Genomic DNA, 23851 nt, shown 5'->3' on the forward strand with positions numbered 1-23851 from the left:
TTGCTCCCAGTCAGGTCGGCCGTTATTTCAGCAACGTAGATCGCGCCGCCGCAAAGCCAGGGCGCCCAGCAAGATCAGCGTGATATCGATGGCCAGCAGCCACAGCAGCGGTACGGCGGTGAAATCACGGCCGATTCGCGGAACGTGGGCGAACGGCTCCAGGTCGAGCAGCCACTGTGGAACTCCCGCGAGTGAACCAAGTAGGTACAGTGCGACGAATCCGATCAGCACGCCCCACACGACCGGCGTGAATCGTGGAGCCAGACTGAATAGCCCAACGGCTACCGCCGCCAGCAGCCACACGGCGGGAAGCTGTACCGCAGCGGCGCCGACAACGGTCGCTAGTTTGGCGCCGACATCGCCTGCCGCGATGCCATAGGCGATTCCGGCGACCAAACCGGAGAGCACGGTGGCCACGGCCGACCCGGCCAGTGCCATCACCAGATGGCTTGATAGCCAACGCGTCCGGGAAACCGATCCGGCCAGCAGCGGCTCGGCGCGCTGGCCGGTCTCTTCCTGATGCAAGCGCAGGGTCAGCGAAATGGTAAATGCGGCGGCAACCATGCCGACGAGGGTGAAGGCCAGCGTGACGAAGGCTTCCTCGAGCGCAGCGGTGCCACCCATCCGGGTGACGATCTCACGCACCGCGGTGTTGTCGCCCAGTTGATCGCCGATTCCGTGCACCACGCTGCCCATCACCAGGCCGTACAGGCACAGCCCGATGGTCCACAGCAGCAGTGCGCCGCGGTCGAGCCGCCAGGCCAGCCCGAACGTGTTGCTCAGCATGGGCGCGGCGGCTCCGGCGCCGGCGCGCTCGGCGATGAGCCCGGCGCCGACGTCGCGGCCGGCGCGCAGCCGATAGGCCAGCACGGTCAGCGCCGCCGTTGTCGCCAAGGGCAACAGCAACACCCACCACCGCTCACCTGCATAGGGTCTGACCAGCAGGGACCACCCCAGCGGGGAGAACCAGGACAGCGCGCCGGAACCGGCATCACCGATCGCCCGCAAGGTGAATGCGGTGCCCAGCACGGCGAACGCGGCACTGCGGCAGGACCGGGCACTTGGCGACAGCTGTGCGCAAACCGCGGCAACGGAGGTGAAGACCAGCCCGGAGGCGGCCAGGGCGGCACCGAACGCCAGTGACCCGGCCGCGGGCACGTCGGTGGTGAGTAGGCCCGCCGCGCCGATCGCACCGGTGGCGACCGACGCGCCGAACGACAGCAGCAGTGCGGCAGTGAGATTCGCATACCGGCCCACCGCGGTGGACTCGACCAGTTCGGCACGGCCGGTTTCTTCGTCGGCTCGGGTGTGACGAATCATCGTGAGGATGACGGCCACCGCGATCAGGGTGTGGAACATCCCGGCTTTCCAGACCCCGACGGCACCGAGGCTGTCGTTGTAGACGGGGCCGTAGAGCGCGCGCTGGGCGGGGCTGGCCATGATGGCGGCCGCGGCGACGGCGCGGGCCGCCTGGTCGGGGTAGACCGCTTGAATACTGCCGACGTAGACCGTGGCCAGCGGCACCGACAGCAGCATCACCCGCAGCGGCAACCCAACTCGGTCGCGGCGCAGGTACAGGCGCAATAGCCGGAGCGTCCCGGCGAGCCCCGATGCGCGTTGCGGTCCGCGATGTGCGGGCCGGCTTGGCCGGTCCAGGACCGTGGTGCTCATCGCGCTGCGACTCCGGTGCCGCTGCGGTGTTGGGCCTCGCCATCGGGGCCAACGCTGTAGTGACGCAGAAACAGCTCTTCCAGAGTCGGTGGCTGGCTGACGAGACTGCGTACGCCGGCTTCGCCCAGTACCCGCACCAGCTCGCCCAGGCTCTCGCTGTCGACCTGGACATGTAGCGTGTTGCCGTCGACGGTGACGTCTTCGACTCCTTGGATCCTGGTGAGATCTCCTGGATCGCCGATCATTTCAGCCTTGATCGAGGTGCGGCTGAGGTGGCGCATGGAGGCCAGCGAACCGCTCTCCACGGTTCTTCCGGCCCGGATGATGGTTATCCGCTCACACAGCGCCTCGGTTTCGGCCAGGATGTGGCTGGACAGCAGCACCGTCACCCCCCTGCCGCGCGCTTCGTCGACGCACTGCTGAAACACGTTTTCCATCAATGGGTCCAAGCCGCTGGAGGGTTCGTCCAACAACAGCAGCCGGGCCCGTGAGGAAAAGGCGGAGATCAGCGAAACCTTCTGCCGGTTGCCCTTCGAGTACGTTCGGGACTTCTTGTGCGGGTCCAGGCCGAAGCGCTCGATCAACTCCGCACGACGATCTTGATCGATACCTCCGCGCATCCGGGCGAGCAGATCAATGATCTCGCCGCCGGTCAGCGACGGCCACAGTGTGACATCACCGGGCACGTAGGCGATCTGGCGATGCAGCTCGACTGCGTCGGTCCACGGATTGCCGCCCAACAGGCGCACACTTCCGCTATCCGCCTTCACCAGGCCCAGCAGGATGCGGATGGTCGTCGACTTCCCGGCGCCGTTGGGGCCCAAGAAGCCGTGAACCTCTCCCTCGCGCACCGTCAAGTCCAGTTCATCGAGTGCGCGCAACGAACCGAAGTTCTTGGTTAGACCCCGGATCTCGATGGGTGTCGAGCCGATGTCAGTGGCCATGAGATTCTCCTTGGTTGTCCTGCGCGAGGAAGGCGTCGTACATGGTGCTGTCGGCCATCAGGCCTTCGGTATAGATCTCGAGCGATGGCAGCAGCATGTCCCGCGCGTAGTCACGCAATACCGCACGCAAATCGGTTGGCGTCTGGTGCATTTGCAGATACAGCAGAAACCCCCCAGCCCCGGTGATGGCCAGAAACTTCGCCCTGGCTTTCGGGTCGCGGCTGGCTTTGATGGTGCCGGCTCGAACGCCCTCCGCAAGGTATTCCTCGGCGTTGTCGATCATCTGCTGCCACAGCATCATGGCCAGCTCGCTGCCGGACTGCATGCTGCGTACCAGGTAGGCCATCAGCGGTGCGTATGACTCGACTTGGGCAAGTTGGCCGAGCCAGGTGGCCGGGTCGTTGGACTGCATCGCCGTCAACTTCTCGCTGCGGATCTCTTCGGCGACGTAGTTGTCACAGGCCTTGCGCAGGCCCTCCTTGGAGCCGAAGTGGTGGATGACCAGCGCCGCGCTCACTCCCGCACCTTCGGCGATGGCGCGCAGGCTGACACCGAAGCCGTGCTGACCGAACTGCTCGATCGCCGCATCCCTGATGCGCGCCGCCGCAGTCAAGTCGACTGAACGCATGTTCAATACACTAAACCTACGTTCAGGGCATCGTCAAGGACTGGCTACCTGGTGGAAATCGCCGGCGTCGCAATAGCCCGAATGCGGCTGGTGAACTTTGATCAAACGCGGCCAAAGCTCGCCCCGAGCGGGGTACGGTAACTCGCGTTACCGATCTTGATATCGCCAATATCGGCGAAGGCCGGTCTACGAAGTTCGGGGGAGCGGTGAACTTTTCGATATTGCCGCCGGAGATCAACTCGGCGCGAATCTTTGCCGGGGCGGGATCCGGCCCGATGCTGCAGGCCGCGGCCGCCTGGGATGGGCTGGCGGCGGAACTGAGTTCGGCCGCCGACTCTTTTGGGTCGGTGACATCGGGCCTCGTCGGCGGATCCTGGCAGGGGCCGGCGGCAGCTGCGATGACCGCCGCCGCGGCCCCGTATTCGGCTTGGCTATCGGTGGCGGCGGCCCGCGCCCAGTCCGCGGCTGGTCAGGCCAAGACCGTGGCGTCGACATTCGAGGCCGCCTGGGCGGCGATGATTCATCCAGTCGCGGTGGGACAAAACCGATCTCAGTTCGTGTCGCTGGTGCGCTCGAATCTGTTCGGCTTCAATGCGCCGGCGATCGCGGCGGTCGAAGCCCAGTACGGGCAGATGTGGGCGCAGGACGTGGCTGCGATGTCCGGCTACCACGCGGGGGTTTCGGCCTCAGCGGCAGCGCTGGCGCCGTGGCAAACAGTGCTGCAAAACCTGCCGGGTCTGTCGGGTGTCAATCTCGGCATCGGCAACGTCGGCAACAACAACATCGGTATCGGGCTTTCCGGCGACAATCAGATCGGTATCGGCGGGTTCAACGCCAACGGCGCCGGCTGGAATCTCGGGTTCGGGAACGACGGCAGCTTCAACATCGGTCTCGGCAACACCGGCAACGGCAACATCGGCCTGGCGAACACGGGCGACGGCAATATCGGTATCGGGCTGACCGGGGACAACCAAATCGGTTTCGGGGGCTGGAACTCCGGCGCCGGCAACACTGGCTTGTTCAATTCGGGCGCCGGTAACAGTGGCTTTTTCAACTCGGGCTCTGACAACTGGGGCCTTGCCAACACGGGCAGCACCAACTGGGGCGCAGTGAACTCGGGCAGCCTCAACACCGGCATCGGCAACACCGGCAGCACCAATACCGGCTGGTGGAACGCGGGCAGTGTCAACGACGGCCTATTCAATGCGGGCAACGCCAACCTCGGCTTGGCGAACTCGGGGAACGGCAATCTGGGCGGCTTCAACTCCGGCGGCGGCACCTCCGCGCTCTTCGGTCATGACATCGGCTTTTTCAACGCGGGCAACCACAACGTAGGCATGTTCAACGCGGTCTTCGCCAACGTGGGTTGGGCCAACGCGGGTATCGGCAACACGGGCGCTTTCAACGTCGGGGGCAACGACGCAAACCCGGTGACTGGGGCCGGAACCATCGGACAGGCCGGCAACACTGGCTTCTTCAATGCCGGCTACGCCAACACCGGACTTTTCAATGCGGGCGACAGTAATACCGGTCTGTGGAACACGGGCAACGTCAACACGGGTGTGGGCGGCACAGGCACCCACAGCGGCAATTCCGGCTTCGGTAACTCGGGAACCGGAAACTCCGGCTTCTTCAACTCCGGTAGCTACAACTCGGGCCTGATCAACTCGTCGGCCGGGGGTACAGCTCCGGTGTCGGAAACTCAGGCGGCGGTGGATACAACGTGGGTTTCTTCAATTCCAGCGCCGGTGGCACCGACACCGGCTTCTTCAACTACGGCGACGGCGGCCTACACGTCGGCTGGCTGAGCTCCGGGGACCACGTCGTGGGCTTGGCCAGCACCGGCTACTACAACACCGGTCTTTTCAACTCGGGTGACCACAACACGGGCGTGGGCAACCAGGGCAGCAATAGCTCGGGCTTCGGCAATTCGGGCCACTACAACTCGGGCGGATTCAACGCGGGCGACTACCAGTCGGGCTTCTTCGGCCGCTCGTGACGTCCTAGTCGGTGCGACCGTCGATCGCCGCGCTCACGGCGAGATCCGCAAGCCCGCCTCAACTAGTCGCGGACCGCGGCCAGCACACCGTCACCCAGCGGCACCAGCGCCGGGGTGAGCCGTTCATCCTCGGCGATCAGGCGTGCCGCCTCCCGTACCGCGGTCACCTCGGCGTCGCGCGCGGCCGGATCGCCGGCCCGGCCGCCAAGAGCGGCCCGATGCACCACGATCACCCCGCCGGAGCGCAGCAACCGCACGCCCTCGACCACATAGTCGGGCTGATCGATCGGGTCGGCGTCAACGAACACCAGGTCATAAGAGTCATCGGCGAGTCGCGTCAGCACCTCTTGAGCGCGGCCGCTGATGAGCCGGGTGCGCGAGGGTCCGATACCGGCTTCGGTGAACGCCTGCTTGGCGACCCGCAGATGCTCGGGCTCGATGTCGATCGTGGTCAACACCCCGTCATCGCTCATGCCGGATAGCAACCACAAGCCGCTGACACCGGCGCCGGTGCCTACTTCCGCCACCGCCTTGCCGCCACTGAGCTTGGCCAGCATGCTCAAGAGCGCGCCGACCGCGGGTGTTACCGCCCCAACGCCGATGTCGACAGCCCGGTCCCGGGCGGTCTTGAGGATCGTGTCTTCCGAGATCGATCCCTCAGCGTGGGCAGACAGCAATTCGGCTCGACTCGGGGCCGGCTGGCCTGGGGTGTCTGAGCTGCTATCGGTGCCATGCATGCCCGCAGCGTATGTCGGATTGGCGACGCAGTCGGGCAGGCGCGCCCGTTGCCAGGAGTGGCGTCGCGACATCGCGCAAGCCGACACGCCCAAGGCTGACGATGCAATCGAGCTTCATAACGAGTGTATAGTTGCAGGATAACGCAGGTAACGAATTGGTTTCTCAGCTAAACCTCAGTTTGCTCATATGCCGCCCATACGCCGGTACGCGACGGTAACGGCATGGAACGTGGAGGACGCGGGCTCGGGAATACAGAATGGCAACTGCGCGTTGCCGCCGGTGACGAACTGCCGATGTCTGATGGCAGGGAAAAGCCGGAGGAACACACCATCACCACCTTGAGCACCACGACCATGTCTCACCCCCAACTGGTCCGCGACGACGAGTGGGCCGAAACCTCTGATGGGTTGCTGGGCACCGCGGTATTCGATGCGACCGGTGACAAGGCTGCGATGCCGTCGTGGGATGAGTTGGTGCGCCAGCACGCCGACCGGGTGTACCGGCTGGCCTCTCGCCTGTCGGGCAATCAACAGGACGCTGAGGATCTCACTCAGGAAACGTTCATCAGGGTGTTCCGGTCCGTCCAGAACTACCAGCCGGGCACCTTCGAGGGCTGGTTGCACCGCATCACTACCAACCTCTTTCTCGACATGGTCCGCCGCCGGTCGCGCATCCGGATGGAAGCGTTGCCCGAGGACTACGACCGGGTGCCTGCCGACGACCCCAACCCCGAGCAGATCTACCACGACTCACGGCTGGGACCCGACTTGCAGGCGGCGCTCGATTCACTGCCGCCGGAGTTCCGCGCCGCGGTCGTCCTGTGTGACATCGAAGGTCTGTCCTACGAGGAAATCGGCGCCACCCTGGGCGTGAAGCTGGGCACCGTGCGTAGCCGGATTCACCGCGGACGGCAGGCGTTGCGTGACTACCTCGCCGCGCATCCCGAACACAGCGAACTGAGCCCGAGGCTTGTCGGTACCGCCCGATAGCTCGTCGAACGTGCGTCGAACCATCGGTTTGGCTTCCGCATGGTTGCCAACTGATCCCAAATCCTGGGGTTCTACTGGCCAATAATGGTTATCAGGCACCGGACCGCGCTACATTCGACATATCGATGGCGGGAAGGAGCTGGTGATGGCCGACCGGGGGCATGTGTTTCGGCGCGCGTTCTCCTGGCTTCCTGCTCAGTTCGCTTCTCAAAGCGATGCGCCGGTAGGTGCGCCTCGTCGCTTCCGCTCTACCGAGCACCTGTCCATCGAGGCGATTGCGGCGTTTGTCGACGGTGAGCTGCGGATGAACGCACACCTGCGGGCCGCGCATCATTTGTCGATGTGTCCGCAATGCGCGGCCGAGGTAGAGGACCACACCCGGGCGCGGGCGGCGCTGCGTGACTCCCACCCCATCCGCATCCCAACCGCGCTGCTGGGAATACTGTCGGAGATTCCGCATCATCCTTCGGAGGGCGCCCCCGAGGACACCACCGGGCTCGCCGACTCGTTCGCCGAGCGCCAGGCCCGTGATCAGCGGAAGCGGCGCTAGCTTGGCAGCTGCGCGCCGATACGCACTGCCCGGGAGTTGCTGCGTGCGGGTTCATGCCGACTAGCCGGGATCCATGGATACTAGGGTGGACACCGACAACGCCGTGCCAATAGGACGGCTCGTGTTGACTCCCGTCTCGAACGCTCAATTGAGGATGTAGAAGAGGATCACGTGACCTCCGACCAAGGCAACAACAGTGGCCAAGACGGCGGCCCCCGCCTGGCGCCCCGTCCCATCTCCCGGCCACCAGTCGATTCCGCGGCATGGCAAACGTTCGGGCGTCCATCGGGGGTCCAGGGATCGTTTGTGGCCGAGCGGGTGCGCCCGCAGCGGTATCGCGACCAGTCCGAGTACGAGCCCCACGATCAACCGGCGGACCCGGTATTGGAGGAGGCCTTCAGCCGTCCCGTCGGCGGTGCCGACTCGCTGCAGCGCCACCCCATCGACGCCGGCGCCTTGGATGCCGAGAAAGACGGTGGCCAGGCGGACGAGGCTGATGACCCATGGCGCGATCCGGGTGCTGCGGCAGCATTGGGTACCCCCGCGGTAGCCGCGCCGTTACCGCAGGGCGCGCTGGGCCGAACCGGCAAGCTCGGCGTTCGTGACGTGTTGTTCGGCGGCCAGGTTTCCTACCTGGCGCTGATTGTGCTGGCCGTGATCGCGCTGGTGATTGGGGCGCTCGGCGGTGTCATCGGCCGCAAGACGGCCGAAGTCGTCGAGGCGTTCACAACGTCGAAGGTGACCTTGTCCACCAACGGCAACGCCCAAGAGCCGGCGGGCCGGTTCACCAAGGTGGCGGCCGCGGTCGCCGACTCGGTGGTAACTATCGAGACCAAGAGCGACCAGGAGGGCATGCAGGGTTCCGGTGTCATCGTCGATGGGCGTGGCTACATCGTCACCAACAACCACGTGATCTCCGAGGCCGCCAACAACCCCAGCCAGTTCAAGACGACCGTGGTGTTCAACGACGGCAAGGAGGTGCCGGCCAGCCTGGTGGGCCGCGACCCCAAGACCGACCTGGCGGTACTCAAGGTCGACAACGTCGACAATCTGACCGTGGCCCGCCTCGGCAATTCCGACAAGGTCCGGGTTGGCGATGAGGTGCTGGCGGTCGGTGCGCCGCTGGGCTTGCGCAGCACGGTGACCGAAGGCATTGTCAGTGCGCTGCATCGCCCGGTCCCGCTGTCGGGGGAGGGCTCCGACACCGACACGGTCATCGACGCCATCCAGACCGATGCCTCGATCAACCACGGCAACTCCGGCGGTCCGCTGATCGACATGGACTCCCAGGTGATCGGCATCAATACCGCCGGCAAGTCGCTGTCGGACAGTGCCAGCGGGCTGGGTTTCGCAATCCCGGTCAATGAGATGAAGTTCGTCGCCGAAACCCTGATCAAAGACGGGAAGATCGTGCACCCGACGATCGGGATCTCGACGCGCTCGGTGAGCAACGCGATTGCCTCGGGTGCGCAGGTGGCCAACGTGAAGGCCGGAAGCCCCGCGCAGAAGGCCGGAATCCTGGAAAACGACGTGATCGTAAAGATCGGCAACCGCAGTGTTGCCGACTCCGATGAATTCGTCGTCGCCGTGCGTCAGCTGACCATCGGGCAAGACGCCCCGGTGGAGGTCGTCCGCGATGGTCGCCATGTCACGCTGACCGTCAAACCCGACCCCGATTCCAGCTAGTGTTCGCCAACATCGGCTGGGGGGAAATGCTCGTGCTCGTCGTGGTCGGGCTGGTCGTGCTTGGGCCGGAACGGCTCCCGGGCGCCATCCGCTGGAGTTCGGGCGCGTTGCGTCAGGCGCGTGACTATCTCAGCGGGGTCACCAGCCAACTCCGCGACGACATGGGGCCTGAGTTCGATGATCTGCGCGGGCAGCTCGGCGAGTTACAGAAGCTGCGGGGGATGACGCCGCGTGCGGCGCTGACCAAACACCTGCTCGACGGCGACGACTCGATCTTCACCGGGAACTTCGACAAGGCGGCGTCTGCAACTCCGGCCGTGGATGCGGTGGCATCCGCCCAGGAGGCGCCGGATGAGCCGGTTCGCCCGCCGTTTGATTCCGACGCAACCTAGACCGTAAGCGAGCGCTCAGCGCCGCTTCGGGTCCAATCCCAGCGACATGCCGGTCAGCCCACGGCGTCGCGAGGCCAGGCTGTCGGCGATGCTGAGCAGCTCCTTGCCCACCGCGGAGTCGGGTGCGCGCAGCACCATCGGCATTCCCGAATCCCCGGCGTCCACCAGTGCCGGGTCCAGCGGGATCTGTCCGAGCAGCGGCACGTCGGCGCCGACCGCGCGGGTCAGCCTTTCTGCCACTTGCCGGCCACCGCCCTCACCGAATACGTGCATCGTGGTGCCATCGGGCAGCGTCAGTCCAGACATGTTCTCCACCACGCCGACAATCCGCTGGCGGGTTTGTAGCGCGATGCTGCCGGCGCGTTCGGCCACCTCGGCAGCGGCCAGCTGCGGCGTCGTGATGACCAGGATCTCAGCATTGGGGATCAGCTGAGCCACCGAAATGGCGATATCGCCCGTACCGGGCGGCAGATCGAGCAGCAGCACATCCAGGTCGCCCCAGTACACGTCGGCCAGGAACTGCTGCAGGGCCCGGTGCAGCATCGGTCCCCGCCACACCACCGGCGTGTTTTCCTGGGTGAACTGGGCGATCGAGATCACCCGCACCTCATGGGCGATGGGCGGCAGGATCATCGACTCGACCTGGGTGGGCCGGTCGGTGGTGCCCATCATCCGCGGAATGGAGTGGCCGTGGATATCGGCATCGAGGACGCCCACCGACAGGCCGCGGGCGGCCATTGCGGCCGCCAGGTTGACGGTGACGGTGGACTTCCCCACGCCGCCCTTGCCCGAGGCGACCGCATATACCCGCGTCAATGAGCTGGGTTGGGCGAACGGGATGACCGGTTCGCGCGCGTCCCCGCGTAGCAGCTTGCGCAACTCGGTGCGCTGCTCGTCGCTCATCACATCCAAACTGACCCGCACGTCCCCGGTACCGGGCACGTCGGCCACCGCTTGGGTGACGCGCTCGCTGATTTCGGTCTTTTTCGGACACGCACCGGTGGTGAGGTAGATCTCGACGTGCACCGCGCCGTCGGGGGCGACCTCGACGCTCTTGACCATTCCGAGTTCGGTGATGGGGCGGCGCAGCTCGGGATCAACCACCTTGGCCAGTGCGGCCCGGATAGCTTGGGTTGTCGAGGACTGATCGGCGGCGTTATCTGGGGTTCCGGACATCACTGCCGAGTCTATGCGGCTGCGGCTGGGCTACGGCCCTGCGGCCAGCCAAGTGGTCAGTGGACCGGGGTGAGTACCGGTTCGCCGGGAGCCGGCCCGCTGGGTGTGGGGGTGGGAGCAGGCCCAGCCGGCGCCGGTGCGCCGGGTGCCGGTGCCGGGCCAGCGGGTGCAGGTGCCGGGCCGGCCGGTGCCGGACCACCGGGTACCGGCGGGCCAGCCGGTGCGGGTGCGGGAGCCGCCGGCGGACCGCCGACCGGGGGAGCGCCCAGTGGAGCCAGTGGATCTGGCGGTGGCGGCGCGGCGGGGGCAGGCGGTGGCGGCATGAGTCCGAACGGCATCGGAGCGGGTGGCGGGACCGCCTCGGGCGGGTTGGTGACGCAGATCAGGGTGCACCCGGGCTGTGGCGCCAACGGCTGCGGCGTGGGCTGCATCCACGGGAACATCGGCGGGGGAGGCGCCGGCATCTGCGGCGGGGCAAAGTCGATCAACGGCATGTGGGAGAGCGGGTCGGCGGGCCCCCAGGGCTCCGGCGTTGTTGATTAGCAGGCTTGTGAGCTGGGGGATTGTGGATTGAGGAGGTCTAGGCGGCGGTTGGCGGTCAAAGCGGTGATCCGGCAGGCTTCGGCGATGTTGTCGGCGCCGTTGAGGCGGTGCAGATTGATCGCGGTGTTGCGTAGCGTTGCTAGGACCTGTGCGCCGTTTCCGGTATGTGCCCTTTGACGGTCTTCGTCGAAGGTGACGTCGCGTATCCAGTGCAGGCTGTTCTCGATTCCCCAGTGTTGACGCATCCAGGTCATGATCGCGGTAGGGCGGGCGTGCTCGAAGGGCAGGCTGCAGATGGCATAGACCACCTCCACGCTGCGCTGGTCGGTGGCGGTGATCAAGCGTTCACGAGTGATCCGGATGATTTGTTTTGCGTAGGGGAAGCCGATTCCTCGTGCAGCGGTGATGATTTGCGGGGTGCGGGTCTCGACACGGCCGTGGCCGCGGGAGTCGTCGGTAGCGGCTGTGGGCACCTCGGCCCAGGGCAGCGCGGTGATACGCGCAAGTATTTTGGCTTGGTTGGACTTGACGATCATCAGGTAGTGCGACTTCAAGGTGGCGCAGATCAACTTCGCGGTGACGACCTGGGTATGCATCGCATCCACGGTGACCAGCCACCGCAAGCTACCCGGCAGCAGCGTGAGCAGGGCACGTACGCAGGGAATTTCATTGCTTTTCTCGGCGACAGCGAGTTGACCGAGCACCAATCGGGCACGGTGGGCGAACACCGACACGAGATGCGTGGCTGTCGCTTTGGCGCGTAAAGCACCACGCAGCATCTTGCCGTCCAACGCGATCGGCACCAATCCACTGGGGTCGCTGCTGGCCACGTGTGCAGTGAAGTAACTGCCCATCCTGGCGTTGAGGTCGGCGGGGTCTAGCCGAGACAAAACAGCGCGGAAGGTCTTCTCACTGGGCCGCCGGAACCGGACCCCTAATTGGGCCAACACATCATCGGGAGCGGTGGCCGCCCATGTGGCAAAACCAGCATAGCCGCGCATCCCCGCGGCAGTGGCCAGAACCGCGATCGCCAACAAAGCCACCAGCGAATACCTCCGACCGCGTGGGTCCCTCGGGTCTGGCACCGAGGCCAACACATCGAGAAACTCCGATCCGATGAGCTCGCTGCGCTCACCAGGACTCCAGCAGTCGAACACCTCTGGAACCGACGACACAGGCAATACTGAAACGGTAGGCACGGGCAACTCCAGACCAACGACGAACAGTAACCAACTCGATCGTTCTCCAGATAGCCCGTGCCTACACTCCGGCCCCAATAGCGCGGCACCAAAGATCATCAACCCAGCTCACAAGCCTGCTAATCAACAACGCCGGAGCCCTGGGCGGGCCCCAAGCCGTTGGCGTTCAACGGCAAATTCGGGCCGAGGCCTTCCGGATGCTCCAGGTGAGCGTCGCCAATCGGTGGGGGCGGCGCGGTAATCGGCGGCAGGTCGGCGGGCAGCACGCCGGTGGCGTACGCCGCGGCCCAGCCCAGCACGTTTTGCGCGTAGGGCATCGAGTTGTTGTACCGCAAGATTGCGGCCATGACCTGACCTGGATCCCGTAGGTTCAGCCCGCCGCTGCACAGGTACCGGGCGGCGGCCAGCGTGGAGTCGAAGATGTTTTGTGGGTCGGGCACCCCGTCGCTGTCGCCGTCGGAGGCATAGCGCGCCCAGGTGCCGGGCAGGAACTGCATTGGGCCCATTGCCCGGGCGTAGGTGACCCGGTTGCCGACCTTGCTTTGGATGATCACTTCGTTGCCGGGCAGGGTGCCATCCAGGGCGGGCCCATAGATCGGGTTCACCGCGGTGCCGCGTTCGTCAACGGCCCCGCCGTTGGCGTGCATCGATTCGATGCGGCCGATGCCGGCCAGCAGGTTCCAGCTGATGCCACAGGCCGGAGCGGCGGTGGCCATTTTCTGCTCGGCATTTCGATAGGCGGTCAGCGCCATGATGGGAATGCCCAGGGCTCCGGGGGCATTCACGACTCTCGCCGGCGGTGGGGCCGCGGTGGTGCCCGCAGCGATGTGGAAGTTGGTCGGAGGGCGCTCGACGGCGACGATGCTCGGGCCGGACAGGTCGATGGCGGGCGACGGTGCCACCGCCGCCACCGGCGTGATGACAGCCCGAACGGCCGGTGTCTTCCCGTATGACGCGGGAGCCGTGGCGCCGACCGCGCCCGCGAATACCAATGGGGTGATCATGGCGATGCCGAATACCGGCGTTTTGGCACGGAGTGCTCGTTGCCGCACCGATGCGACGGCCGGGTGAGCAACCCAGCGGCCCCCTATGCGCACCTCGACCGTCCTCGATGTTTATGTATGGCGTCGGGAAACTTACATATCGATAACTTCGTGAACTAGATCACCATACATAACTCCTGTGACGCGAGTGGCGCAATGGGGTACTCGGATCTCAGTAGGTTTTCTTGGCCCGCCGCTCAGTCCCGTTGGTTTCCGTATCGGGTTGGTCCGACTGCAGTTCCGCGACCAGGTCCCGCAGACTCTCCAGCTCGTGGCGCAGGTAATCCCGAGTCGGTACCGCGCCGATGGCCAGGCGCAAGGCGGCCAGCTCGCGGGCCAGATACTCGGTGTCGGCCTTGGTCTGCGCGGCGCGGCGGCGATCACCGTCGAGCAGGACACGGTCGCGGTTCTCCTGCCGGTTCTGGGCCAGCAGAATCAGCGGTGCCGCATAGGAGGCCTGAGTGGAGAAAGCCAGATTCAGCAGGATGAAAGGGTACGGATCCCAGCGCAGCTTGACCGCGAACAGGTTCAGCGATATCCAGATCACCACGATCAGCGTCTGCACCAGCAGGTAGCGCCCGGTTCCGAAGAAGCGTGTGATGGACTCGGTCGTTCGCCCGACCGCCTCGGGATCCAGTCGCGGTGCAAAGGCGCGTGATGTCCGAGGGGTGTACAGCCGTCGTGCCGCTGGGGTCTTGCTCACAAGGCTCCTCCGGATCTGGCAGGTCTGCCGGCGGGGTCGAGCTGCTGGACGTCCACCCGCCAGTCATGGGGCAGCAAGTGGTCGAGCAGGTCGTCGACCGTGACGGCTCCCAACAGGTGGTTCTGGTCGTCGACCACAGGCCCGCACACCAGGTTGTAGGCGGCGAAGTAGCGGGTCACGTCGGCCAAGGGGGTCTCTGGTGTCAGGGTCAGTAGGTCGGTATCCACGATTCCGCCGACCAGCTCGGCCGGTGGTTCGCGCGGTAGTCGCTGCAGATGCACGTAGCCCACGTAGTGGCCGGTGGGCGTCGCCGTGGGCGGGCGCGCCACGAAAACCATGGATGACAACGCTGGGGTCAGGTCCGGATCACGCACCCGGGCCAGCGCCTCGGCAACCGAGGTGTCTGGGGTCAGCACCACCGGATTCGAGGTCATCAGCCCACCCGCGGTGTCGGGAGAGTGCTGCAGCAGGCGGCGCACCGAATCGGAGTCGTCGGGGTCCATCCGAGTCAGCAAGACCTCGGCATCGGTTGGATTCAGCACACCGAGCAGGTCCGCGGCGTCGTCGGGATCCATCTCCTCGAGCACATCTGCGGCGCGCTCGGTACCCAGCTGGGAGAGCACCTCGGCCTGATCCAGCTCGGGCAGCTCCTGCAAGATGTCGGCCAACCGCTCGTCGTCGAGAGCCTTGAACACCTCGTAGCGGCGCTTCGACGGAAGCCCGCGGATGGCGTCGGCGACGTCGACCGCCCGCCGCCCCTCGAACTGGTCGAGCAGCTGAGCCACGTCCTGATCGGGCATCGCTAGGGCCGATGGAGTCAGCCCGCGCACGTTCTGCCAGTCGACGACGTGTAGCGGCCCGCGGCGTCCCAGCCGTCGCGGGCTGCGGACGGCGACTCTGGTGACCATCCAGTCGCGTGTTCGGGTTTGCTCGATCCCCAGGTCGGTGATCACGATGTCGGCGTTGGCCAGCTCCGGCAGGTCGGGGTCGTTCACCCGCACCGGCGTGTCAAGCACCTGGCCAATCGCCAGCACTTCGCCCGGCTGCTGCTCGAAGTGGCGCAGCGACACGCTCGCGGTGCTCAGTGTCACCGCGTTCGGCTCAATTGCGGCAACCCGCAGCATCGGTATGAAGATGCTGCGACGGGTGGCCAAATCGACGACCAGCCCCAGCACTCGCGGTTGCTGGCGCACGATGCTGATGCTGATGACGACGTCGCGGACCCGCCCGAAGGTTTCCCCGAATGGCCCCAGCACCATCATTCGTGAAAGCCGTGCCACGTACACCCTCTTGACCGATCCCATGGTGGAAAGCGTAGGCAGCCCCCCCTCGGCGGGGTACCGAGCCGGGTTGCCGATTGCCGCGAACGTGTCGCTAGTTGACCGCTGTCGCGCCGATGAACCGCTAGTGAGAGGGAATGCTGAAGATTCCGACTACCAGGTAGATCAACAGCGTCGCGACCGCGATCACGATGCCGGCCACCGCCAGGCCGTAGCCATCTTCGCGGGTTTGCTTGATCTGGTTGATTGCGATGGTGCCGACCACGATCGCCACGACCGAGCCGATGCAGCAGAACACACCGACCAACGAGGACACCAGCGCGACGATCGCCATGGTGTTCATGCCGGGCAGCGCCGGTCCATAACCCGCCATCGGATCCGGTGGCGGGTAGTACCCGCCGGGGTAGGACGGCGGCGGGTAGTTGGGTGGCGGCGCGCCGTAAGGTGCCGCCATGGGCGCGGGGGCGCGGGGGGCGGCGGGGGCGGAGGGTACGGGGTGCCCCCGTACTCGCCCGCGGCTGCGCCGTAGGGCGGGTACCCGGGCGGTGGGTAGCCGGGCGGGGGTGGGTACCCGGTCGCGTAGTCGGGTGGGTATCCGCCCGGTCCGACCGGCTCCGGCGGGTAGGCGGGCGGCGGATAGGACGGCGCTGGGTAGTCGTCGGCTGGTGATGCCGCTTCCGGGGCAGCCCAGGGGGCGTCGGGCGGTGGGGAAAAGGGTTGTTCGGAAGGCTGCTCACCGGGTGGGGGTGAGGCAGCGCCGTCGTGGGCACCCTCGTCGAAGGAGCCGCCGGGTGCTGTCATGGTGACAACCTAACCTATATGTACGCCGTGGGTTGTGTCCGTCAAGCGACCTCCCGCGCGGCCGGCCCGGGGCCCTATCCAGGCATGATGCGCCAGGTCCAGGCGGTTTACCGGTTACTCGGGGTCACGCGATGCGTGCACGGACATCCCGAAGGTGAAACGATGGCCAAGGCATACAAAAATGAGGACTAATACGGACCGATAAGGACCGACAAGAACCAATGAGGACCAATGAGGACCGATGACTAGCCCCTTCCAGCCCGGACAGGTTCCCGGCTCAACGTGGCCCGCCGGCGCTGCGGGCCGGCGCGGTGTGCCTGGATTGCCCACCCCGCCAAAGGGCTGGCCGGTGGGGTCCTATCCCACCTATGCCGAGGCGCAACGCGCGGTCGACTATCTGTCTGAACAGGACTTCCCGGTCCACCAAGTGACGATCGTCGGCGTCGATCTCATGCAGGTGGAGCGGGTCACCGGTCGGCTGACTTGGCCCAAGGTGCTCGGCGGTGGGGTGCTCAGCGGAGCGTGGCTGGGTCTGTTCATCGGCCTGGTACTCGGTTTCTTCAGTCCCAACCCATGGGGTGCTCTGGTCACCGGCTTGGTTGCCGGGGTGTTCTTCGGCTTGATTACCTCAGCGGTTCCGTACGCAATGGTGCGCGGGACCAGAGACTTCAGCTCCACCATGCAATTGGTGGCCGGCCGCTATGACGTGCTCTGCGATCCGCAGAATGCTGAGAAGGCGCGAGATCTGCTGGCCCGCCTGGCAATCTGATACCCGCCGGATGCGCGCAGGTCAACCGCGCAGCCATCGCGGGCGGGTGTGGCCGCCGGGCACGGCCGTGTTGGCGGCGCTGACCATCGCATCGGCGCTGTTGGCGCTGCCTGCCTGCCGGTCCGGCAACAGTGGCCTGGTAATCGGCTTCTACACGCCGTCCGCCGATGCGACCACGTTCGCCGCGGTCGCGCAGCGCTGTAGCGAACGAGCCGCCGGCAGGTACACCATCGCGTACGTCGGCTTGCCCAGATCTCCCGATGAGCAGCGGCTGCAACTCGCTCGGCGGCTGGCCGGAAACGACCGCACCCTCGACGTGATGGGCTTGGACGTGATGTGGACCGCGGAGTTCGCCGAAGCGGGGTGGGCGCTGCCGCTGTCGGAGGATCCGGCGGGACTCGCCGAGACGGACGCGACGATCGATACCTTGCCGGGTCCATTGAAGACCGCCACCTGGAAGCATCGGCTATACGCCGCTCCGGTCACCACCAATACCCAATTACTCTGGTATAGACCAGATTTGGTTGCTCAACCGCCGGAGACCTGGAACGCGGTGGTGGCGGAAGCGGGTCGGCTGCGTGCGGCCGGTCAGCCAACCTGGATCGCGGTGCAGGCCAACCAGGGCGAGGGTTTGATGGTCTGGTTCAACACCGTGCTGAGCAGCGTTGGTGGCCAAGTGCTTTCCGACGACGGCACCCGGGTCACCCTGACCGATACCCCCGCGCATCGCGCCGCAACCGTTGCGGCCCTGCGGGTCCTCAAATCGGTGGCGACGGCGCCCGGAGCCGACCCGTCGATCACGCGCGCCGAGGCGGGAACGGCCCGGTTGGCTTTCGAACAGGGTAAGGCGGCCCTCGAGCTCAACTGGCCCTATGTGTTCGCCTCGATGCTCGAGAACGCGGTGAAGGGGGGCGTGCCATTCCTGCCGCTTGACCGGCTTCCCGAACTGGCCGGCAGCATCAACGACGTCGGGACGTTTGCGCCTACCGACGAGCAGTTCCGCATCGCATATCTGGCCAGCCAGAAGGTGTTTGGCTTTGCGCCCTATCCCGCGGTATTACCGGGACAGCCGGCCAGGGTGACCATCGGCGGGCTGAACCTGGCGGTGGCCAGCACGAGTCGCCACAAAGCGGAAGCGTTCGAAGCCGTCAGGTGCTTGCGTGACCCGCAGAGCCAGAAACGTCTCGCCATCGAAGGCGGTCTGCCGGCGGTGCGGACGTCTTTGTACGCCGATCCACAGTTTCAGGCGAAGTATCCGATGTACCGGATCATTCGTCAGCAGCTCACCGAGGCCGCAGTGCGGCCCGCGACGCCGGTCTATCAGGCCGTGTCGCTGCGGTTGTCGGCGGAACTGAGTCCGGTCACCGAGATCGACCCGGAACGGACGGCCGACAAGCTCGCCGCGCAGGTCCAGCAGGCCATTGACGGCAAGGGCCTGCTTCCGTGACCGCCTTCCTGCGCTCCAGGGGACGCCGTGCGGAACGGCGCCTGGCGTTCGCCCTGGTGGCGTCCGCGACGATATTGATGCTGCTGGTGATCGGCTATCCCATCGGCTACGCGATGTGGCTGAGTCTGCAGCGCAACAACTTGGCCACCCCGAACGAAACCCGGTTCATCGGCTTGGGCAATTACCAGACCATCTTGGTCGACCGCTATTGGTGGACGGCTCTTGCGGTGACCGCCGCCATCACGGTGGTCTCGGTAGCGTGCGAATTCGTGCTGGGCCTGGCTCTGGCGCTGGTGATGCACCGCAGCCTGGTGGCCAAAGGATTGGTGCGTACGGCGGTGCTGGTTCCCTACGGAATCGTCACGGTGGTCGCGTCATACAGCTGGTACTACGCGTGGACGCCGGGCACCGGCTATCTGGCGAACTTGCTGCCGCAGGGGATTGCGCCACTGACCCAGCAGATTCCGTCGCTGGGCATCGTCGTGATCGCCGAGGTATGGAAGACCACGCCGTTCATGTCGCTGCTGCTTCTGGCCGGGTTGGCCATGGTTCCCGAAGACCTTTTGCAGGCGGCGCAGGTCGACGGTGCGGGAGCCTGGCGACGACTGACCAAGATCATTCTGCCGCTCATCAAACCGGCTGTGCTGGTGGCGCTGTTGTTCCGCACCCTGGACGCTTTCCGGATTTTCGACAACATCTACGTGCTGACCGGGGGCGACAACGACACCGCGTCGGTATCGATTCTGGGCTACGACAACCTGTTCAAGGGATTCAATGTGGGCCTCGGCTCGGCGATCAGCGTGTTGATCTTCGGTTGTGTCACTCTCATTGCGGTTGTCTTCATCACGCTGTTCGGCGCCCATCAATTCCATTCTGCGCCAGGTGGTGTCACCGATGCGCGCTGAGACTGGGACCGTGTCGACGGGTAGCGGGCGGCGAACGTTCTGGGTGGCCATCGACACCATGGTCGTGGTCTACGCCCTGCTCCCGGTGCTGTGGATCTTGAGCCTGTCGCTCAAGCCGACATCAACGGTCAAGGACGGCAGACTGATTCCGTCGTCGGTCACCCTCGACAACTATCGCGGCGTCTTCGGCGGAGACCTGTTCAGCTCGGCGCTGATCAACTCGATCGGGATCGGATTGACCACCACCGTGATAGCGGTGCTGCTCGGTGCCATGGCGGCCTATGCCGTCGCGCGGCTCGATTTTCCGGGCAAACGACTGCTCGTCGGGGTCACACTGCTGATCACCATGTTTCCGGCGATCTCGCTGGTGACCCCGTTGTTTAACATCGAACGCCGGATCGGGCTGTTTGACACCTGGCCCGGACTGATCCTGCCCTACATCACTTTCGCACTGCCGCTGGCCATTTACACGCTGTCGGCGTTCTTCCGGGAGATTCCATGGGACCTGGAGAAGGCCGCGCAAATGGACGGGGCGACATCGTATCAGGCGTTTCGTAAGGTGATTGTGCCGCTGGCCGCGCCCGGGCTGGTGACGGCCGCGATTCTGGTGTTCATCTTCGCCTGGAACGATCTGCTGCTGGCGCTGTCGCTGACCGCGACCAAAGCATCGATCACCGCACCGGTTGCGATCGCCAATTTCGCCGGTAGCTCTCAATTCGAGGAACCGACCGGATCGATCGCGGCGGGCGCGATGGTGATCACGGTGCCGATTATCGTCTTCGTACTGATCTTCCAACGACGGATTGTCGCCGGGTTGACCTCTGGCGCTGTGAAGGGGTAGCGCAATGGCCGAGATAGTGCTCGAGCACGTCAACAAGAGCTACCCCGACGGCCACACGGCGGTAAGAGACCTCAACATCACCATCTCCGATGGCGAATTCCTGATCCTGGTAGGACCTTCCGGCTGCGGTAAGACCACGACGCTGAACATGATTGCCGGCCTTGAGGATATCTCTTCGGGGGAACTGCGGATCGGCGGCGAGCGGGTCAACGAGAAGGCGCCCAAGGACCGCGACATCGCCATGGTTTTTCAGTCTTATGCGCTGTATCCGCATATGACGGTGCGACAAAACATCGCCTTTCCCCTCACGCTGGCCAAGATGAAGAAGGCGGCGATTGCGCAGAAAGTGGAAGAGACGGCGAAGATCCTCGATCTGACCAGCTTTCTCGATCGCAAACCGTCGCAGCTGTCCGGCGGCCAGCGCCAGCGCGTCGCCATGGGCAGGGCAATCGTGCGCCATCCCAAGGCGTTCCTGATGGACGAACCGCTGTCGAACCTGGATGCCAAGTTGCGGGTCCAGATGCGTGGGGAGATCGCCCGGCTGCAGAAGCGGCTGGGCACCACCACGGTCTATGTCACCCATGATCAGACCGAGGCCATGACATTGGGCGATCGGGTTGTGGTCATGCACGCCGGCGCGGCACAACAGATCGGCACTCCCCAAGAGCTGTACGAACGGCCGGCCAATCTGTTCGTAGCCGGGTTCATCGGCTCACCGGCCATGAATTTCTTCCCAGCGGTTCTGACGCCGACGGGGCTGACCCTGCCATTTGGCGAGGTGAACTTGGATCCGCAAGTCCAGCAAGTGATTGCCCAGCATCCTCGACCCGCGAACATCATCGTCGGAATCCGGCCCGAGCAGATCCAAGACGCCGCATTGATCGATGCCTACCAACGTATTCGGGCGCTGACTTTCGAGGTCAACACGGACTTGGTGGAGTCACTGGGCTCGGACAAGTACGTGTACTTTTCGACCGCGGGTTGTGATGTGCACTCGGCTCAGCTCGACGAGCTGGCAGGCCTGGAGGGAGACTCGGAAGTGATCGAAAATCGTTTCGTGGCACGGGTTTCTGCCGAATCCAGAGCGACCTTGGGGAGGCCGATCGAGTTGGCATTCGACACCACCAGGCTCACCGTTTTCGATGCCGACACGGGTGCCAACCTGACCAACCCGATCGCTGCGGTCCAGTGACCCAGATTCTGGACCAGGTGCGCACTCACCTGCACGGCTACTTCGAGTCCGAGCCCGACACGGCGAGTGTGACGTTTCTGGGCGCTGATCCGATCGAGGTACTTCGGCTCCGCTCCGCGGCGAGCGGATTGGTCCACTATGTGTCGCTAGGGTGTTCGCGTCAGTCGATGAACGATCCGACCCAGCTGGTCGCCGATCCCCACCGTGGACCACGCGCCGAAGTTGTGCTGAGCCTGCGCAATCCGGAGCCGGCCAGCGGTCTGGCGCGCAGCATCGCGATACTGGCTGCGACCCCCGCGGTCGACGGCGTGGTGCTGGTCGCGGACGCGTTGATCGATCTCGGCACCCCGTTGTGGGCACGCCCATCGGAGCGGGTCGCTTTCACCGCGGTCTTGCTGGGCCGCAGCGACATCCCGGATCTGCCGCAGCAGCAACCGCGCGACCCGGTGCAGTTTCTCTGCGCGACGCCCATCACCGCGACCGAGGCGGCCTGGGTGCGGCTCAAGGGCGCTGAGGCCATGCGCCAGGCGTGGCGCAACGATGGGGTGGATGTGCTGGACCCGCACCGCAAGGCCGCCCAACCCGGCTGACCCTGCCGGGCGCGGACCCGGAATTCGGCGCTGATCAGCAGTTAGATCCGCCACAGGAGGCTGCCGCGGGTCGGCGATGCCCGACGCGGGTCAACGGGCCCTGACCCGCGCTGAGCTGCCAAAACGCCAGCACCCGGGCGCCTGGCCGGCAGGTCCGGCGGTCGCGGAGTTTCGCGCGACATGAGCCGATGGGTTGTCTAGCCCGGCCAATCTTGACAGCTTTCCTCAAAACCTGGCCGCGTGGATTCGTTCCGTGCGCAGGGGATCCGATGGAGGCAACATGGCAGGTGCGGATACCGAGCACGAGATCGCGTTGGGCAAGGGCCTGCGCCAGCGTCATCTGAGCTTGATAGCACTGGGTGGGGTCATCGGAGCGGGCTTGTTCGTCGGAAGCGGGGTGGTGATTGCCGGCACCGGACCCGCGGCGGTCATCTCCTTCCTCATCGCCGGTCTGATCACGATGTTGATCATGCGGATGCTGGCCGAGATGGCGGCGTCTCAGCCTGTGGTCGGGTCCTTCTACGTCTATGCGCGCCAAGCGTTAGGCCCGCGCGGGGGCTTCGTGACCGGCTGGATGTACTGGTACTTCTTCGTTGTCGTGGTCGCGGTGGAAACCGTCGCGGGCGGGCGCATCCTGCAACTGTGGGTGCCGCAGATTCCGCTATGGGTGCTCAGCCTTGGCTTGCTGTTGGCGTTGACCGCAACGAATCTGGTGTCGGCCAGGTCTTTTGGCGAATTCGAATATTGGTTCTCGTCCATCAAGGTGATCGCGGTAGTTGTCTTTCTGGGTCTGGGGTTGTTGTGGACCATGGGATTATGGCCCTCTGCCACACCCGGATTGGGCAAGCTGGTCGACTTCGGTGGTTTCGCGCCACTGGGTTGGGGCGCGGTGCTGGCCGCCGTGGTGCCGTGCGTCGCGTTCTATACCGGTGCCGAGATCGTCACGGTGGCCGCCGCGGAGTCCGCCGAGCCGGAGCGCGCGGTTTCGCGAGCGATGAAATCGATCGTCGCGCGCATCATCGCCTTCTATGTCGGATCCATATTGGTCGTAGTCGCCGTGGTGCCGTGGAACACCAAAAGCGTTGGGGTGAGCCCGTATGCGTCCGCGCTCGCGGTCATCGGCATTCCCGGGGTTACCACGGTCATGAACGCGATCGTTCTGACTGCGGTCCTGTCCTGCCTGAATTCGGCGTTGTACACCACTTCGCGGATGGCGTTCGCCCTGACCATCCACGGTGACGGACCACGGTTTTTCACCAAGCTTTCCCGCAGCGGCGTGCCGCGGCGAGCGATCATCTTGGGTACCACCGTCGGCTATGCGTCGGTCGTTGCGACCTACGTCTGGGGCGATGTGGTATTCGAGTTCTTGGTCAACTCCTACGGTGCGGTAGCGCTTTTCGTCTACCTGATCATCGCGATCTCGCAGGTGATCCTGCGCCGCCGCGCCGAACGTGAAGACCCCGGGGGGTTGCGGCTGAAGATGTGGCTTTTCCCGTGGTTGAGTTACGCCACCATCGCCCTGATGGCCAGCGTGATCCTGGCGATGGCGGCGTTGTCGGCCACCCGGTCACAGTTCCTGATGAGCGGGGTAACCCTGGTGCTCATTCTGGCCACCTACGAGGTCCGTCGCCGGCGCCGGGTTGCGGTCGCCAGGAACGCGACCGTCGCGGCGCGGGCGTTCCAACCGGACGTGCCGATGCCTGCCTGTGCGCAAAGATGCGGGTAACCGGCGTGCCAGACGAAGTGATCCACCCTGATGTCGGCG

The 23851-nt window shown here is 65.3% G+C and carries 21 protein-coding genes and 3 pseudogenes; 13 read left to right on the forward strand and 11 right to left on the reverse strand.

From position 1 onward, the window contains the following. Positions 1 to 27 precede the first annotated feature (27 nt). Genes MPSD_RS08030 through MPSD_RS08040 form a run of 3 tightly spaced genes read right to left on the reverse strand, consistent with a single transcriptional unit; the run spans position 28 to position 3243 of the window. Positions 28 to 1671, reverse strand: a complete 1644-nt coding sequence (locus MPSD_RS08030; protein ID WP_020788262.1) for an ABC transporter permease — start codon at positions 1669 to 1671, stop codon at positions 28 to 30. Further along, complete coding sequence (locus MPSD_RS08035; protein ID WP_015356788.1) at positions 1668 to 2615, reverse strand: ABC transporter ATP-binding protein; 948 nt, start codon at positions 2613 to 2615, stop codon at positions 1668 to 1670. Before MPSD_RS08035 ends, MPSD_RS08030 begins: the two co-directional genes overlap by 4 nt. Further along, entirely contained in the window at positions 2605 to 3243 is a 639-nt protein-coding gene (locus MPSD_RS08040; RefSeq protein ID WP_020788260.1) for a TetR/AcrR family transcriptional regulator, read from the reverse strand. Before MPSD_RS08040 ends, MPSD_RS08035 begins: the two co-directional genes overlap by 11 nt. 206 nt (positions 3244 to 3449) lie before the next feature. Here MPSD_RS08040 and MPSD_RS08045 point away from each other — a divergent pair, with 206 nt between their 5' ends. Both MPSD_RS08045 and MPSD_RS30700 read left to right on the forward strand, forming a co-directional pair. After that, entirely contained in the window at positions 3450 to 5051 is a 1602-nt protein-coding gene (locus tag MPSD_RS08045; RefSeq protein ID WP_020788259.1) for a PPE family protein, read from the forward strand. Further along, the gene (locus MPSD_RS30700) at positions 4967 to 5242 is read left to right on the forward strand and encodes a pentapeptide repeat-containing protein (RefSeq protein ID WP_232022788.1); all 276 of its coding nucleotides are present in this window, start codon (positions 4967 to 4969) and stop codon (positions 5240 to 5242) included. Before MPSD_RS08045 ends, MPSD_RS30700 begins: the two co-directional genes overlap by 85 nt. Positions 5243 to 5304: 62 nt before the next feature. Here the strand turns inward: MPSD_RS30700 and MPSD_RS08050 are convergent, their stop codons facing one another. Further along, positions 5305 to 5979 carry an O-methyltransferase gene (locus MPSD_RS08050; protein ID WP_012395789.1) on the reverse strand — a complete coding sequence of 225 codons (675 nt, stop codon included), beginning with the start codon at positions 5977 to 5979 and terminating at the stop codon, positions 5305 to 5307. Between the two features lie 222 nt (positions 5980 to 6201). Here MPSD_RS08050 and sigE point away from each other — a divergent pair, with 222 nt between their 5' ends. The 4 genes from sigE to tatB all read left to right on the forward strand — a co-directional run bounded on the left by sigE (position 6202) and on the right by tatB (position 9597). Next, positions 6202 to 6969, forward strand: a complete 768-nt coding sequence (sigE, locus tag MPSD_RS08055; RefSeq protein WP_020788257.1) for an RNA polymerase sigma factor SigE — start codon at positions 6202 to 6204, stop codon at positions 6967 to 6969. A 145-nt stretch (positions 6970 to 7114) separates the two neighbouring features. Next, positions 7115 to 7519 carry an anti-sigma E factor RseA gene (gene rseA, locus MPSD_RS08060; protein ID WP_036426827.1) on the forward strand — a complete coding sequence of 135 codons (405 nt, stop codon included), beginning with the start codon at positions 7115 to 7117 and terminating at the stop codon, positions 7517 to 7519. A 171-nt stretch (positions 7520 to 7690) separates the two neighbouring features. Continuing rightward, the gene (htrA, locus tag MPSD_RS08065; protein ID WP_036426825.1) at positions 7691 to 9205 is read left to right on the forward strand and encodes a serine protease HtrA; all 1515 of its coding nucleotides are present in this window, start codon (positions 7691 to 7693) and stop codon (positions 9203 to 9205) included. Continuing rightward, the gene (tatB, locus tag MPSD_RS08070) at positions 9205 to 9597 is read left to right on the forward strand and encodes a Sec-independent protein translocase protein TatB (protein ID WP_011742078.1); all 393 of its coding nucleotides are present in this window, start codon (positions 9205 to 9207) and stop codon (positions 9595 to 9597) included. The genes htrA and tatB overlap by 1 nt, the downstream gene beginning before the upstream one ends. A gap of 15 nt (positions 9598 to 9612) precedes the next feature. Here the strand turns inward: tatB and MPSD_RS08075 are convergent, their stop codons facing one another. The 7 genes and pseudogenes from MPSD_RS08075 to MPSD_RS29070 all read right to left on the reverse strand — a co-directional run bounded on the left by MPSD_RS08075 (position 9613) and on the right by MPSD_RS29070 (position 16342). After that, positions 9613 to 10773: an Mrp/NBP35 family ATP-binding protein gene (locus tag MPSD_RS08075; protein ID WP_012395785.1), complete on the reverse strand. Its 1161-nt coding sequence runs from the start codon at positions 10771 to 10773 to the stop codon at positions 9613 to 9615. A 56-nt stretch (positions 10774 to 10829) separates the two neighbouring features. Beyond that, a pseudogene (locus MPSD_RS30520) lies at positions 10830 to 11279 on the reverse strand (lytic transglycosylase domain-containing protein); the annotation flags it as partial. Positions 11280 to 11312: 33 nt separating this feature from the next. Next, a complete protein-coding gene (locus MPSD_RS08085; RefSeq protein ID WP_420811887.1) occupies positions 11313 to 12515 on the reverse strand; it encodes an ISAs1-like element IS2404/ISMul1 family transposase in 1203 nt (400 codons plus the stop codon). 122 nt (positions 12516 to 12637) lie between these two features. Next, a pseudogene (locus MPSD_RS08095) lies at positions 12638 to 13612 on the reverse strand (lytic transglycosylase domain-containing protein); the annotation flags it as partial. A 118-nt stretch (positions 13613 to 13730) separates the two neighbouring features. Continuing rightward, positions 13731 to 14261: a DUF1003 domain-containing protein gene (locus tag MPSD_RS08100; protein WP_020788252.1), complete on the reverse strand. Its 531-nt coding sequence runs from the start codon at positions 14259 to 14261 to the stop codon at positions 13731 to 13733. Next, on the reverse strand, positions 14258 to 15565 hold the full coding sequence (locus MPSD_RS08105; RefSeq protein WP_036426821.1) for a magnesium transporter MgtE N-terminal domain-containing protein: 1308 nt from the start codon (positions 15563 to 15565) through the stop codon (positions 14258 to 14260). The genes MPSD_RS08100 and MPSD_RS08105 overlap by 4 nt, the downstream gene beginning before the upstream one ends. Positions 15566 to 15665: 100 nt before the next feature. Then, positions 15666 to 16342 (reverse strand): annotated as a pseudogene (locus tag MPSD_RS29070) (DUF4190 domain-containing protein). Between the two features lie 241 nt (positions 16343 to 16583). Here MPSD_RS29070 and MPSD_RS08120 point away from each other — a divergent pair. From MPSD_RS08120 to MPSD_RS08150, 7 genes are all read left to right on the forward strand, one after another. Further along, on the forward strand, positions 16584 to 17111 hold the full coding sequence (locus tag MPSD_RS08120; protein WP_086085105.1) for a YflT domain-containing protein: 528 nt from the start codon (positions 16584 to 16586) through the stop codon (positions 17109 to 17111). 10 nt (positions 17112 to 17121) lie between these two features. Continuing rightward, positions 17122 to 18558, forward strand: coding sequence for an ABC transporter substrate-binding protein (locus tag MPSD_RS08125; RefSeq protein ID WP_020788248.1), 1437 nt, complete (start codon positions 17122 to 17124; stop codon positions 18556 to 18558). Next, entirely contained in the window at positions 18555 to 19463 is a 909-nt protein-coding gene (locus tag MPSD_RS08130) for a carbohydrate ABC transporter permease (protein ID WP_020788247.1), read from the forward strand. Before MPSD_RS08125 ends, MPSD_RS08130 begins: the two co-directional genes overlap by 4 nt. Further along, positions 19453 to 20304 carry a carbohydrate ABC transporter permease gene (locus MPSD_RS08135; protein WP_036426815.1) on the forward strand — a complete coding sequence of 284 codons (852 nt, stop codon included), beginning with the start codon at positions 19453 to 19455 and terminating at the stop codon, positions 20302 to 20304. Before MPSD_RS08130 ends, MPSD_RS08135 begins: the two co-directional genes overlap by 11 nt. Before the next feature lie 4 nt (positions 20305 to 20308). Then, entirely contained in the window at positions 20309 to 21496 is a 1188-nt protein-coding gene (locus tag MPSD_RS08140; protein ID WP_086085104.1) for an ABC transporter ATP-binding protein, read from the forward strand. After that, positions 21493 to 22086: a suppressor of fused domain protein gene (locus MPSD_RS08145; RefSeq protein ID WP_020788244.1), complete on the forward strand. Its 594-nt coding sequence runs from the start codon at positions 21493 to 21495 to the stop codon at positions 22084 to 22086. The genes MPSD_RS08140 and MPSD_RS08145 overlap by 4 nt, the downstream gene beginning before the upstream one ends. A 280-nt stretch (positions 22087 to 22366) precedes the next feature. Beyond that, a complete protein-coding gene (locus MPSD_RS08150) occupies positions 22367 to 23812 on the forward strand; it encodes an amino acid permease (protein ID WP_086085103.1) in 1446 nt (481 codons plus the stop codon). The last annotated feature ends 39 nt before the right edge of the window (positions 23813 to 23851 follow it).

The sequence above is a fragment of the Mycobacterium pseudoshottsii JCM 15466 genome (assembly GCF_003584745.1).
GTDB lineage: Bacteria > Actinomycetota > Actinomycetes > Mycobacteriales > Mycobacteriaceae > Mycobacterium > Mycobacterium marinum.